Consider the following 13,886-nt stretch of genomic DNA (forward strand, 5'->3'; position numbering starts at 1 on the left):
AATCATTTTTATTTTCAGCAAATTAATAAATATGATAACGATAAAAATAAGTAATCAAAAACACTTAATTAAATATTACATATGCACCAAACAGCCACGTTTCATAAGTATGGAAACGGCATAGGGTACTTCTGAAAAACGATTCCACCTGAGATCAAGTTTTTTAAGATTATATAAATCAATAAAGCTATCAGGTAAAGTAGATAGATTATTAGCTCGTAAATCTAAAGTTGTAAGTTTACTCAGTGAACCAAATGAATCAGGCAATTCATTAAGTTTATTGAACCTAAAGTTCAATTCTCTAAGTGAAGTAAGATTTCCAAAATCTAATGGGATCTCTGAAATGGAATTGTTTGATACATCAATTACAGTTAAAGATTTTATGTGACTAATTTCATCAGGCAACAATTTGATATTGTTATTCATAAGATGAAGTTCACGAAGATTCGATAAGTGTGAAATTTTTTCATCTATATAGGTAATTTTATTATTATATAACCGCAATTCAACTAAGGAGTTAATTTTAAAAAGTACATCTGGAATTTGCTCAAATAAATTATCTGTAAGATTAAGATAAATGAGATTTCCTAATTTATGAAAATTTTCAGGAATTAATGATATATTGTTATCGCTAACATATAAATATTGCAATGATTCTAAATCACTTATCCCATTTGGTAAGTTGTCTATTTCATTTTGACCGAGATCCAGCATTCTTAATGAAGAAAGTTTACAAATCGATTCAGGAATTATTTTTAACTTATTGCATGATATATTAAGAACCTGCAAATTTTTGTGATTACAGATGGCATCAGGAAATACATTAATGTTATTGTTATAAAAACTTGCGGTTTTTAATTTTGTCCCTGATAACATCAGCTCATCAATAGCACTCAATTTCAATCCGTCCTGATTCAAATGTACAACGTCAGAATCTTCATAAAACTCATTTAAATGTTGATGTAGTAACATAAATATCTGCTTTCCTTACTTAACCAATATTATATTTTAAGATGCCATTACACAGCCTGTAAATTGAAATATTTTCTTCCTAAAAACACTTTATTACAATTATTTTCAATGTATTTTTTGAGATGAAGTCAACCTTTTCTCCAAAGCACATCAACGGTTTGTACTACTATATTTTGAAATGCCTTTAGCCAGAGATATCGGGCCAAGAATAACGCTCCCAATGCATATATACTCAACATAGTGAGCACTCTTTGATAGAACTCACATATATTAATAGATTAAAAAGAAGATTCAATTAATGGATTAATTAAGTCATTAATTTATTCTACGTCTATTTTGAAAATTTCGACACAATTCACATGGCTGAATAAAATCAGCCAAATAATATTTTGACCATCTCAAATTATCTAAAATATAAGCATTGATTAGATTATATAAAAGACAGTAATATATTACATAGACAACTTAGCTATTTAGGTTACTTTGGAATATTTTTATACAATTAAAAATATTTAACCATGAATTGCATGGAAATCCACCAACATTTTTTGCTTATTACTCCTAATTAGTACTTGTTGATTAATAAAATTAATATAATATACTTGCCGGCTTTCTCCAGCAGACTGGAGCTCTTGAGGTACAGACAGAAAAAGCCATTTAATATAAGTCAACAATTAAATTGGAAAAATACATGGATAATAAAAACCTAAGTTTTAATTCCCAAGCAACATCTGACAATCAGGAGGTGTTTATTGCTGGTGGTCAGTCCCTCGATGGGGAAAATGGGATAAAATGGATTGGTCAGGCGTGGAGTCTCGTCAAAAGTAAATTGGGTATGTGGATACTGCTTAACATTGTCTATTTAACTATTGTGTCTGTTCTCCAGTTTATTCCTCTCCTTGGGATATTTGCTGGAATTCTCAATCCAGTATTTCTTGGCGGTATTATTGCCCTGTGTGAGAAGCAAAGAACTACCGGAAAATTTGAACTAGGGCTGTTGTTCAATGGATTCCAGAAAAATTTTGCCGCGCTGCTTGGCGTTGGTGCTTTATCATTTGGTATTATGATCCTTGGCGTTATCGCCATGTTTATGGTCGCCGGTAGTGCGCTGATGAATATCCCATTGGCCAGCCAATATGGTGAACCTTCTGTTGAAATACTCCAAAGCGGTATGTCCTCGTTACTTCTTGGTTCCTTTGTTCTGATCGTTTTCTGTATCATTACTGCCGCTTTAACCTGGTTTGCACCCGCATTAATCGTTCTCCATAATTTTAAATTTGGTGCTGCCGTATCAATGAGTTTAGAAGCCGTGAAAAAGAATTTACTGTCCGGTTTCTTATTCTTTACTATTATGGCAATAATACTCATAATCTCTATAATCCCTTTCGGCTTGGGTCTTTTAATCTCTATGCCGTTAATTTTGGCTTGCTATTATTCATCTTACCGCAGCATTTTTATCGGTAAGGAGAAATCATCCATTTTAGTTAGCTAAAAGATATATCTATTCTTTACCAAATCCAACAATTTTCATTCTCACTAAATGAGTAACTAATAGAAATGTAAAAGAATATCTCCTTAGAAGAAGGTAATGCTGTTTGATTAAGATACCTTGAACAACGCCACATCTTTGAAATAATTCAGAGAATCTCCTTTTCTCTGGATTATTTTATGCTCCAGCAGGATATTGAACTGGTCATTAAGGTACTGGGCTCTCCTTTTTCCGTTGACGTTATATTATTTGCTTTTTTTAAACACATAAATATAAAATCTTGTTTCATAAAAATAAAGCTCATTGAGCTGTTTGAAACAGCGTTCAATTGAATCCCGTTGAATGATATGGCATACAACTCTTAATTCAGAAATGAGATCATGATTAAGAGTCGCAATATTGTATTCCTAAATATCCCAAATTGTCATTCTACTTTTAATGGTAATTTATTCTTGGAATAAAGGTAGCTAAGTCTATTTTCTTACTGTTTATATTAATGAGTATCTGAAATGGGGGTAATCTACTATCCCCAATATCATAAAACTCATGGCCCGTTATTACCCATCTCTTTGACTGCCAAGAGAAAACCAACCCAGATATCGCGCCAAAAATATGTCCTTCCGTTGAAATATCTCCTTGCCACGGCAATATCAATAAAATTAATTTTCTTACTACTAAGTGATTAGATTATTTAGCTTAAATAATGATATTGATCACAATATTATGATGTGATTTTATTTACACAGGGGTAATATTTCCTTAGGCGATGGTTTAAGATTGACAATAAAAAAGCGCCAAATTGGCGCTTTTTTATTAACACAATAGATAATCAACCGATATATTCTAAACCGCCCATATAGGGACGCAATACTTCAGGAATTTCAATGCAGCCATCTGCTTGCTGATAATTTTCCATTACAGCAACCAAAGTACGGCCAACAGCCAAACCAGAACCATTCAGGGTATGAAGCAGTTGAGTCTTCTTATCGTCTTTACCACGGAAACGCGCTTGCATACGGCGAGCCTGGAAGTCCCACATGTTAGAACAGGAAGAGATTTCACGGTAAGTGTTCTGCGCCGGTAACCACACTTCCAGATCGTAAGTTTTACATGCACCAAAGCCCATATCACCCGTACACAGTAAGACCTTACGATAAGGGAGGTGCAGTAATTGCAATACTTTCTCTGCATGGCTCGTTAACTCTTCAAGCGCATTCATTGATTCATCAGGATGAACAATCTGGACCAATTCAACCTTATCAAACTGGTGCATGCGGATCAGGCCACGGGTATCACGACCATAAGAACCCGCTTCTGAACGGAAGCAAGGTGTATGTGCTGTCATTTTCAGTGGTAATTCGCTTTCATCCAGAATTTCACCACGAACCAGGTTGGTTACCGGCACTTCAGCCGTCGGGATCAGTGCGTAATGGTTCGCGGTTTCCTCTTCCAAAGGCTTGGTATGGAAAAGATCTTCACCAAATTTAGGTAACTGACCTGTACCATATAAGGTGTCATGGTTAACCAGATAAGGAACGTAGGTTTCCAGATAACCATGCTGCTCGGTATGAAGGTTCAGCATAAATTGTGCCAAAGCACGATGCAGACGGGCAATCTGCCCTTTCATCACCACAAAGCGCGAGCCAGTCAGTTTAACAGCAGCGGCAAAATCCAGACCATTCGCCAGTTCACCTAATGAAACATGATCTTTGATTTCAAAATCATATTGACGTGGTTCACCCCAGCGACTCACTTCCAGATTATCATTCTCATCTTTACCTATTGGTGCAGAGTCATCTGGCATGTTAGGAATACTTAACACCAAATCGCGGATTTCAGCCTGAAGTTTTTCCAGTTCGGATTTCGCTGTATCCAATTTCTCACCTAACTGGTTCACTTCCTGACGTAATGGATCAATATCTTCACCACGGGATTTTGCCGCACCAATAGCTTTCGATCGGGAATTACGTTCTGCTTGCAGGGTTTCAGTTTCAACTTGTAAAACTTTGCGGCGCTCTTCTTGTTTGCGCAGCGTATCCACGTCAAGGGTATAACCCCTGCGAGCCAGTTTTTCGGCGACTGCGTCTAGCTCATTACGCAGTATGTTTGGATCGAGCATGCTTGTCCTGTGCTTGTCGTTATTACGTTAGATGATGTGAATAGACCCACAAGTTTATGGGCCATAAGATATTTTTACCCGTCAACCTTACCGCAACAGCAACATTAGCGATAGCGTTTTATCAGGCTATTTTGATCCTGTTCAGCAAGCCAGGCGAGTTTATCACCTATTTTGCCTTCTAATCCTCTGCTAGCCGGGTGATAATAGCGGGTTTCCCTCATTTCAGGCGGAAAATAAATTTCACCGGCAGCGTAGGCGTTAGGTTCATCATGAGCATAGCGATACTCTTCACCAAGCCCCATCTCTTTCATCAATTTTGTCGGCGCATTACGTAAATGTGCGGGAACATCATAGTCAGGCTTTTCCCTTGCATCAGCCAGCGCGGCTTTAAAAGCAGTATAAACAGCGTTGCTTTTCGGGGCACAGGCAAGATAAACAATCGCCTGAGCAATTGCCCTTTCACCTTCCGCGGGCCCAACCCGGGTAAAACAATCCCATGCGGCAATGGCGACCTGCATTGCCCTGGGATCTGCATTGCCGACATCTTCCGAAGCAATAGCCAGTAAACGACGGGCAACATATAGCGGATCGCCACCCGCAGTAATAATCCGGGCATACCAGTAAAGCGCAGCGTCAGGCGCAGAACCACGCACAGATTTATGTAATGCTGAAATTAAATCGTAATAACGATCGCCTTTATTATCAAAACGGGCACTACGCTCTCCGCTGACTTCGTTCAATAACTCCGGAGTCAAAACCCGTTGCCCTTGAGCATTGGTTTCTGCCATATCCGCCATCATTTCCAGCAGATTCAGTGAACGACGGGCATCACCAGAAACCAACTCTGCAACCATGTGACGGGTGTTTTCCGGCAAAACAATATCCTGACCATGATAACCACGCTCTTTATCCTTCATGGCTTGATCAAGCACTTGTTCAATCTCTTCTATCGTCAATGATTTAAGCAGATAAACCCGCGCCCGTGAGAGTAATGCGGAATTTAGCTCAAAAGAGGGGTTTTCTGTCGTAGCACCAATAAAGGTGATCGTGCCATCTTCAATATGTGGCAGAAAAGCATCCTGCTGGCTTTTGTTAAAACGATGAACTTCATCAACAAACAAAATAGTTCTACGCCCGGCGTTCCGGTTTTGACGCGCTTTTTCAATAGACTCACGTATTTCTTTAATACCGGAAGTGACCGCAGATATTCGTTCAATATCCGCCTGCGCATAATATCCAAAAATTTCAGCTAATGTTGTTTTCCCCGTTCCAGGCGGCCCCCATAAAATCATGGAGTGCAGTTGCCCCGCCCGAATAGCTCTTGGCAATGGTTTTCCTTTAGCCAGTAAATGCTGCTGGCCGATATATTGCTCTAATGTCACCGGCCGCATACGCGCAGCCAGTGGCTGGAATTCATTTTGTGAAAAATCGAGTGACAGGTTGCTCACTTAAAACCTCACTGGCGCTGATCATCCAGCGTAACGCCTTTCGGTAGCGTAAAACTGAACTTTGCCGCATCTACATGGGTATTTTGCTGCCCTTTTAATTGATAGATACTTTTTTGTCCATCCTGTTCAACAGCTGAAAATTTCTGAATAGTGCCATCAGTCGTTACAGTAATAAAAAAACGTTTCAGATTGCCATTGATATTATTCGGTGTCAGCTCAAAATCATTCCCTTTCTGGCTGATTTTATATTGAGACCAGTCTTTAACATCGTTACGGGTAATAAGCATAAACGGCGTGTTGCCAGTGGCATCTTTCAGCCAGTTGGCCGTTACCTGCTCAACAAACGGATTATAGAACCACAATGTTTTACCATCCGATACCAAAACACTTTCATCCGGTGATGTCATATGCCAGTTAAACAGGTTTGGGCGTTTAACCCACAATTGCCCTTCACCTTCCTGAATTGTTGCACCATCATCGCTGGTTACTGTCTGAGTAAAGCTGGCATGAAAACTATTTACTTTGCCCAAACGTTCCTGCAAATCCTGGCTGGCATTTGCCCATGAGGAATTGATACTCATGCCAGCCATCAAACAACCCATTAATATTAGCTTCTTCATGTAAGAGATACCTTTACTCAGTATTAATTATCCGCGCTCATGTGGCGGCGGTGCCAATACTTCACGATTGCCATTATGGCCTGGAGCACTGACAATCTGCTGTGCTTCCATCTGCTCTACAATCCGCGCAGCACGGTTATAACCAATACGGAACTGACGCTGTACACCAGAAATCGAAACCCGCCGTTTTTCAATCACAAATTCAACTGCCTGATCGAACAGTGCATCCAACTCCTCGCCGCTATCAAGACCCAGACCACCCTCAGCATCATCGCCACCACTGAGGATACTGTCAACGTACTCAGGACGACCACGGGCTTTCCAGTCATTAACCACTTCATGAACTTCCTGATCCCGGACAAATGCACCGTGAACACGTACCGGAATAGAGGAGTTTGGCGCTAAATAAAGCATGTCCCCCATTCCCAAAAGAGATTCAGCACCACCCTGATCAAGGATCGTACGAGAATCTATCTTACTGGAAACTGTAAAGGCAACACGGGTTGGAATATTCGCTTTAATCAGGCCAGTAATAATATCGACAGATGGACGTTGGGTCGCCAGAACTAAATGAATACCGGCAGCCCGGGCTTTCTGCGCCAAGCGGGCAATCAATTCTTCTACTTTTTTGCCAACTGTCATCATCAGGTCAGCAAATTCATCTACCATAACAACAATATAAGGCTCTTTTTTCAGCACAGGATGTGTGATATCCATGCTGTCGCCAGGTTTCCAGAATGGATGAGGAATTGGACGGCCCATCTCTTCCGCCTGTTTAACCTTTTCGTTATAACCGGCCAGATTACGTACACCCAACGCAGACATCAGTTTATAGCGGCGTTCCATTTCACTAACACACCAGCGCAGCGCATTCGCCGCATCTTTCATATCAGTAACAACTTCAGTCAACAAATGCGGAATGCCTTCATAAACTGACAATTCCAGCATTTTCGGATCTATCATGATAAAGCGGACATCCTCTGGTTTTGCTTTATAGAGGATGCTGAGGATCATCGCGTTGACACCAACAGATTTACCCGAACCGGTTGTACCCGCCACCAGCAAGTGAGGCATTTTGCCTAAATCAGCGACAACCGGCTGACCACCAATATCTTTACCCAGCACAATTGTCAGTGGTGATGGATTATCGCGGAATTTTTCGCAATCTAATACTTCACGCAAATACACTGTCTGACGTTTTCTATTCGGCAACTCCAGACCAACATAGGGCTTACCGGGAATAACTTCAACAATACGTACCGCTACCGCAGACAAAGAACGCGCTAAGTCTCTTGATAAGTTGGAAATACGTGATGCTTTAACACCTGGAGCCAGATCCAATTCAAATCGGGTAATCACCGGACCTGGCGAAAAACCAACCACATCAGCTTTAACCCGATAATCACTCAAACGCGCTTCAATCAAACGGGAAGTTTGCTCAAGGGCAAACATATCAACTGGCTCCTCTTCTGCCAGAGGGCTGGCTAACAGATCAAGCGAAGGCATTGGCGTCGTTGGTTTTGGTAATGACTGATCATTACGAACCAGAAATGGATGGAATAGGCTATTTTGCTGCGGTTGCTGCGGTTGCTGCGGTTGCTGCGGTTGCTGCGGTTGCTGCACAACATTGTGTACAGGCGCTGGTATAAAAGCAATTTCTGTAGGCTGTACTAATAAACTTTCCGGCACTGATTGAACAGAAGGCGTCAACAGCGGCTCTACCAGCTCTTTTTGCGGGTAACCCTGCACTTGATCATGCTCACGTTGCCGTGGTGCAACCACCTGTTTAACAACCTCTGTCTGAACCGGTTCTTCCACTGAAAGCTGATTTTCTGGTTCCGGTTGATTCTGCACTATCTGAGGCTGAGTTTGCGCCTGTTCTTCGATATCCGCAGTGATACGGTAACGCTCACTCTGCTGTTCAAGAAACTGCTGGCGCAACAACGCTTCCTGCTGTTTATCAGACTCAGTATCATCACAGCCATCTATCTGTTGTCTGGCCTCTTCTTCACGCTGTTGCTGTTCTGCAAGACGCTGTGAAGGGACTTTAATGCCATACAGTTCACGACGGGTTGGCAGACGGACTGGGTTAGGACGGGGTAGTTCTGGCCCGATCCCCCGTTTAACCTGAGAGTTGCCTGCTATAACCGTTGCAGAAGCTACTGGCGCAATATCTTTTGGCTCTGTTTCAGGCGTAAAAGTGAAGGTATCACTGCTATTGTGCCCGTTGCCAGCCAGTTCAAATGTTGGTGCCGTTTTAATAACAGGCTCAGATTCAGGTTTAAAATTATATTCAGAAGGGATTTCGAACATGTAACGAACAGATTCGTCATTATTTTTTTCATGTTCTTCTGCTAATGACTGAGACCATACAGCATCATCAGATAGACTTACCTGAATTTCAGGTTCAGCATCAATATCAGCCATATTAATAACTGGGATATCAGATTGCTGTTTTTCTTCGGCTTCTGCTTTCACTGATTCTGGTTCATCCAGTTCAGCTTTTGCCAATTCCGCCGCAGACGGTGCTGTAAACAGCACATCATCATGATCAATATCAACCGCTGTAAATTCGGGTTCTGTTTTACCATTGGTGGAATTCTCCGGCTCAATAACCATTTCACCATATGGAGTATATTCTTGTTCATGACGGCTGCGATTGGTAATAAATCCTATCGCGCCAAGAATTATTGCCCCGGTTTTTTCAGCAATCGTTAACCATGACCAGCCAGTAAATAGCGTAAACCCAATTGCCCAAATACACAGTAAGGCCAGTGTCGCGCCCAATTCATTAAACCAAGGCAACATCGCACTACTAAACAAACTGCCAATAATACCGCCAGAAGCAAAGTAATGGAGATCGTCAACATTCAGCGCGGCTAATCCACATGAAGTCAAGACGATTGCCAATGCACCAATAACGCGCAAAGCAAGCACGAAAAAATCGACATATTCTCTGTCATCATGTTGTCTGAAAGCCGTCCAACAACCCAATATCATGAGTGGCGGGATGGCATAGGCCAGTATACCGAATGCAGAAAACAACGTATCGGCCAACCATGCACCAACACCACCACCAAAATTATGGACCGGCTCATGCCACGCAGTCTGGGACCAACTGGGATCAGAAGGGTTAAAACTGATAAGTGCGACCATCAGATAAGCCGCTAAGATAACAATGACAAGCAACACAGCTTCTAACAACCTGCGCCCACTACTAAGTCTCTTCAACCTAATATTTTTATCTTCTGTATATTCCTGGCTCAAGAAAGGCTCTCCAGGTTTCCTGTTGATTTAACGGAACAACGCCGAGATAGCTCAGCGTTGAAACTGTATGCATAAACAGGAGTGTACCTAAGTTCTTCCAGTTTTGCACCTGTACATTTTTTTTGGCAGGATTTCAGCGGGTCTTAATGACCAAACGGTTACTCTGCTTCACTTCTTCCATCACAACATATGTGCGGGTGTCATTAACACCTGGCAGACGCAGCAAAGTTTCGCCCAGTAACTTACGATACGCTGACATATCTGGTACGCGGGTTTTCAATAAGTAATCGAAATCACCGGAAACCAAATGACATTCTTGAATCTCTTCCAATTTCTGCACAGCAGCATTGAATTGTTCAAAAACATCTGGTGCACCACGGTTTAGGGTGATTTCAACAAACACCAGCAACGATGCATCCAGATAATGAGGATTCAACAATGCGGTGTAGCCAATAATAAACCCTTGCCGCTCCAGGCGACGCACACGCTCCAAGCAAGGAGTCGGCGACAATCCTACCCGTTTAGACAGTTCTACGTTAGAAATCCGACCATCTTTCTGCAACTCATTGAGGATATTACGATCTATACGATCAAGATCTTTTCCCGGACGTTTTTTATTATCTATCATCTTTTGATCTCTCTTTATTTTCCTACACCCATAACATTTTCCCCTATCTCTCTTGAGTCTGAGCTGGAAAAGATGTCTTTAAAGTTAAAGCTCCGCTCTATCAGAGTAAAGCAGCTCACAGGCCATTTTCTTCGTGCTGCACAGAGAAGATTATCCGCATATCGATTTGTCGATTTTTATAGAAACGGATTTAGCGAGGTGGATAATTATCTCTTACAGTGATGTTTTCGCAAATGCACAGCCGATTGTCAAAGCAAATGAACAAAAATCAGAACAACCTGTGGAACAAATTTTCAGTTAATCGTTTCGATAGCTTACCATTGATTAAAAATGAGCAAATGAAAGCCAAACAACACTAAAAGAACACTTTTCTCAGGTTAAAGTCATTGCCAGTTAATATCTATCGGTAAAATCGTTAGTAACATGAGTCTTTTAGCTTTTTTTACCCTCCTATTTCTCCTACAATCGTTCGATATACGATATGCAATAAATGGAAATGAGGTATTCATGAGCACCGCCAAACACCATAAACTCATTATTCTTGGCTCCGGTCCCGCAGGCTATACGGCTGCGGTTTATGCTGCCCGGGCAAATTTAAATCCGGTTCTTATTACCGGGGTTGAAAAAGGCGGTCAGTTGACTACAACCACTGAAGTCGAAAACTGGCCCGGTGATCCTGAAGGTCTGACCGGCCCAAGGCTAATGGAACGTATGCACCAACATGCTGAAAAATTCCAGACCGAAATCATTTTCGATCATATTCAAAAAGTTGACCTGCAAAACCGTCCTTTCCGTCTTTATGGTGATGAACAAGAATATACCTGTGACGCACTGATTATCGCAACAGGCGCTTCTGCACGTTATTTGGGTCTGCCTTCCGAAGAGTCGTTCAAAGGCCGTGGTATTTCAGCCTGTGCAACCTGTGATGGCTTCTTTTATCGTAACCAGAAAGTTGCCGTGGTCGGCGGCGGTAATACCGCAGTAGAAGAGGCTTTATATCTGGCAAATATTGCAGCAGAAGTTCACCTGATTCATCGCCGTGATACATTCCGCTCAGAAAAAATCCTGATTGGCCGTCTGATGGATAAAGTTAAAAATGGCAATATCATTCTGCACACTAATCGTACTCTGGATGAAGTGCTCGGTGATGAGATGGGCGTTACGGGTGTCCGTCTGCGCGATACCCACAGCGGCACAACCGAAGAATTAGCGGTTACCGGCACATTCATTGCTATCGGCCATACCCCTAACACCGCTATCTTTGCAGAACAGTTGGAACTGGAGAATGGTTACATTAAAGTTCGGTCCGGTTTACAGGGTAACGCTACCCAGACCTCAATTCCCGGTGTATTCGCCGCCGGTGATGTAATGGACCATACCTACCGCCAGGCAATTACATCCGCCGGTACAGGTTGTATGGCAGCCCTTGATGCAGAACATTTCCTTGATGGGCTGGCAGCGAAATAAACTCTTTTTCTTTCAAGGCGCTATTTCAGTAGCGCCTTTTCGCATGTAACATATCGGCAGGATGCTGACACTAGTCCAGCCTTTTTGATAATCAGAATTTTTCCTATGGACAAAACAAGACAGTATGAATTGGTTCGCTGGTTGAAGCAGCAAAGTGCTCCGGCCCGGCGCTGGCTCCGCCTGTCCATGCTATTTGGCTTAATCAGTGGCTTGTTGATCATCACTCAAGCCTGGTTACTGGCCTCAATCCTGCAAGCTTTAATCATGGATCACATTCCCCGCGAGCACATCATGGATAAATTCTGGCTGCTGGCGACAACCTTCGCTCTGCGGGCAATAATCAGTGTTATCCGGGAACGGATCGGTTTTATTTGTGGCAAAATCGTGCGCCAGAAAATCCGCACGATGGTATTGGATAAACTTGAACAACTTGGCCCGGTATGGGTTAAAGGTAAACCAGCAGGTAGTTGGGCAACGATTATTCTTGAGCAAATAGACGATATGCAGGATTACTACTCTCGCTATCTGCCACAGATGTATCTCGCAGTGATGATCCCTATTCTTATCCTGATCACCCTATTTCCTGTTAACTGGGCTGCCGGGCTGATTTTGTTTGCAACGGCTCCGCTTATTCCCCTGTTTATGGCACTGGTTGGTTTAGGTGCCGCAGATGCCAACCGGCGAAACTTTGTCGCATTGGAGCGGTTGAGCGGTAATTTCCTTGATCGTCTGCGCGGGCTGGAAACGTTGCGCCTGTTTTATCGTGGCAAAGCGGAAGTACAACAAATCAGCGAATCCACTGAGGATTTCCGCCGCAAGACAATGGAAGTTCTGAGAATGGCATTCCTCTCTTCAGCGGTGCTGGAATTCTTTGCTGCTGTTTCTATTGCCGTCGTTGCCGTCTATTTCGGTTTTTCCTATCTGGGTGAGCTTAATTTTGGCAGTTACGGTATGGGCGTGACCCTGTTTGCGGGTTTTCTGGTCTTAATCCTCGCCCCGGAATTTTTCCAGCCACTGCGTGATCTTGGTACTTATTATCACGCCAAAGCACAGGCTGTTGGCGCAGCCGAATCATTGGTGACGCTGCTAAACAGTGAAGGTGAACATGCACCTGCGAGTGGCGATAAAACGCTAAGTAACCAAAGTTCTCTAACGATAATCGCTAATAATCTGGAAATTTTGGCTCACGATGGCAACCCGCTGGCTGGCCCACTAAATTTTACTATAGAGAAAAATCAACGCGTTGCATTAGTTGGGCAAAGCGGAGCAGGTAAAAGCTCGCTCTTGAATTTATTGTTAGGGTTCCTACCCTACCATGGCTCAATACAAATCAATGGCACTGAGCTGCGTGAGTTAGATCCACAGAAATGGCGTGATCAATTGAGCTGGGTTGGGCAAAATCCACACCTGCCTGAGCAAACTTTGCTTGATAATCTTCGCCTGAATCAACCTGATGCGAATCAACAACAAATCCATCAGGTTATGGAACAGGCATACGTCACCGAATTTGTTAATGATTTACCTGATGGGCTGAATACCATTATTGGTGATAATGCAGCACGGCTATCCGTTGGTCAGGCCCAACGTATCGCTGTTGCCCGCGCCTTATTGAAACCTTGCCAATTATTATTACTGGATGAGCCTGCCGCCAGTCTGGATGCTCATAGCGAACAACGGGTGATGAAAACACTGAATCAGGCATCTTATCATCAGACGACCCTGTTAGTTACCCACCAATTGGAGGAAACACGGGAATATGATCAGATCTGGGTCATGGAAAAAAGGTTAATCATTGAACAGGGAGATTACCAGACGTTGAAGCAATCTCAGGGAGCATTCGCCCGTCTGTTATCTCATCGGAGTGAGGAGCTTTAGT

Annotated in this window: 8 protein-coding genes and 2 pseudogenes; 3 read left to right on the plus strand and 7 right to left on the minus strand. The window is 42.5% G+C overall.

All coding sequences use genetic code 11. From position 1 onward, the window contains the following. Positions 1–75: 75 nt before the first annotated feature. Positions 76–972, minus strand: coding sequence for a leucine-rich repeat domain-containing protein (locus tag ACGF7G_RS03085; RefSeq protein WP_387463466.1), 897 nt, complete (start codon positions 970–972; stop codon positions 76–78). 691 nt (positions 973–1,663) lie between these two features. On the opposite strand from ACGF7G_RS03085, the gene ACGF7G_RS03090 reads away from it, so the two are divergent. Continuing rightward, entirely contained in the window at positions 1,664–2,464 is an 801-nt protein-coding gene (locus ACGF7G_RS03090; protein ID WP_387463467.1) for a BPSS1780 family membrane protein, read from the plus strand. A gap of 826 nt (positions 2,465–3,290) precedes the next feature. Here ACGF7G_RS03090 and serS read toward each other — a convergent pair. The 6 genes and pseudogenes from serS to lrp form a co-directional block, all read right to left on the minus strand. Further along, entirely contained in the window at positions 3,291–4,580 is a 1,290-nt protein-coding gene (serS, locus tag ACGF7G_RS03095) for a serine--tRNA ligase (RefSeq protein WP_387463468.1), read from the minus strand. A 104-nt stretch (positions 4,581–4,684) separates the two neighbouring features. After that, entirely contained in the window at positions 4,685–6,028 is a 1,344-nt protein-coding gene (locus ACGF7G_RS03100) for a replication-associated recombination protein A (protein ID WP_387463469.1), read from the minus strand. A gap of 8 nt (positions 6,029–6,036) precedes the next feature. After that, on the minus strand, positions 6,037–6,648 hold the full coding sequence (lolA, locus tag ACGF7G_RS03105; RefSeq protein WP_133814528.1) for an outer membrane lipoprotein chaperone LolA: 612 nt from the start codon (positions 6,646–6,648) through the stop codon (positions 6,037–6,039). A 27-nt stretch (positions 6,649–6,675) separates the two neighbouring features. After that, a pseudogene (locus tag ACGF7G_RS03110) lies at positions 6,676–8,748 on the minus strand (DNA translocase FtsK); the annotation flags it as partial. Positions 8,749–9,402: 654 nt separating this feature from the next. Further along, a pseudogene (locus ACGF7G_RS03115) lies at positions 9,403–9,804 on the minus strand (DNA translocase FtsK 4TM domain-containing protein); the annotation flags it as partial. A gap of 244 nt (positions 9,805–10,048) precedes the next feature. Then, positions 10,049–10,543 (minus strand): leucine-responsive transcriptional regulator Lrp, encoded by a 495-nt coding sequence (gene lrp, locus ACGF7G_RS03120; protein ID WP_023044766.1) that lies wholly within the window; start codon positions 10,541–10,543, stop codon positions 10,049–10,051. Between the two features lie 507 nt (positions 10,544–11,050). Here lrp and trxB point away from each other — a divergent pair. Both trxB and cydD read left to right on the plus strand, forming a co-directional pair. Beyond that, a complete protein-coding gene (gene trxB, locus ACGF7G_RS03125) occupies positions 11,051–12,010 on the plus strand; it encodes a thioredoxin-disulfide reductase (protein ID WP_387463470.1) in 960 nt (319 codons plus the stop codon). Positions 12,011–12,115: 105 nt separating this feature from the next. Then, on the plus strand, positions 12,116–13,885 hold the full coding sequence (cydD, locus tag ACGF7G_RS03130; protein ID WP_387463472.1) for a cysteine/glutathione ABC transporter permease/ATP-binding protein CydD: 1,770 nt from the start codon (positions 12,116–12,118) through the stop codon (positions 13,883–13,885). Position 13,886: the final 1 nt, after the last annotated feature.

It is taken from the genome of Photorhabdus sp. RM323S (genome assembly GCF_042879375.1).
In the GTDB taxonomy this organism is placed as follows: domain Bacteria; phylum Pseudomonadota; class Gammaproteobacteria; order Enterobacterales; family Enterobacteriaceae; genus Photorhabdus; species Photorhabdus tasmaniensis.

What these genes read in the sequence shown, in the direction of transcription:
- trxB (WP_387463470.1), top strand. Translation starts at nt 11,051, where the DNA reads ATGAGCACCGCCAAACACCATAAACTCATTATTCTTGGCTCCGGTCCC.
- lrp (WP_023044766.1), bottom strand. Translation starts at nt 10,543, where the DNA reads ATGATAGATAATAAAAAACGTCCGGGAAAAGATCTTGATCGTATAGAT.
- serS (WP_387463468.1), bottom strand. Translation starts at nt 4,580, where the DNA reads ATGCTCGATCCAAACATACTGCGTAATGAGCTAGACGCAGTCGCCGAA.
- cydD (WP_387463472.1), top strand. Translation starts at nt 12,116, where the DNA reads ATGGACAAAACAAGACAGTATGAATTGGTTCGCTGGTTGAAGCAGCAA.
- lolA (WP_133814528.1), bottom strand. Translation starts at nt 6,648, where the DNA reads ATGAAGAAGCTAATATTAATGGGTTGTTTGATGGCTGGCATGAGTATC.
- ACGF7G_RS03090 (WP_387463467.1), top strand. Translation starts at nt 1,664, where the DNA reads ATGGATAATAAAAACCTAAGTTTTAATTCCCAAGCAACATCTGACAAT.
- ACGF7G_RS03085 (WP_387463466.1), bottom strand. Translation starts at nt 972, where the DNA reads ATGTTACTACATCAACATTTAAATGAGTTTTATGAAGATTCTGACGTT.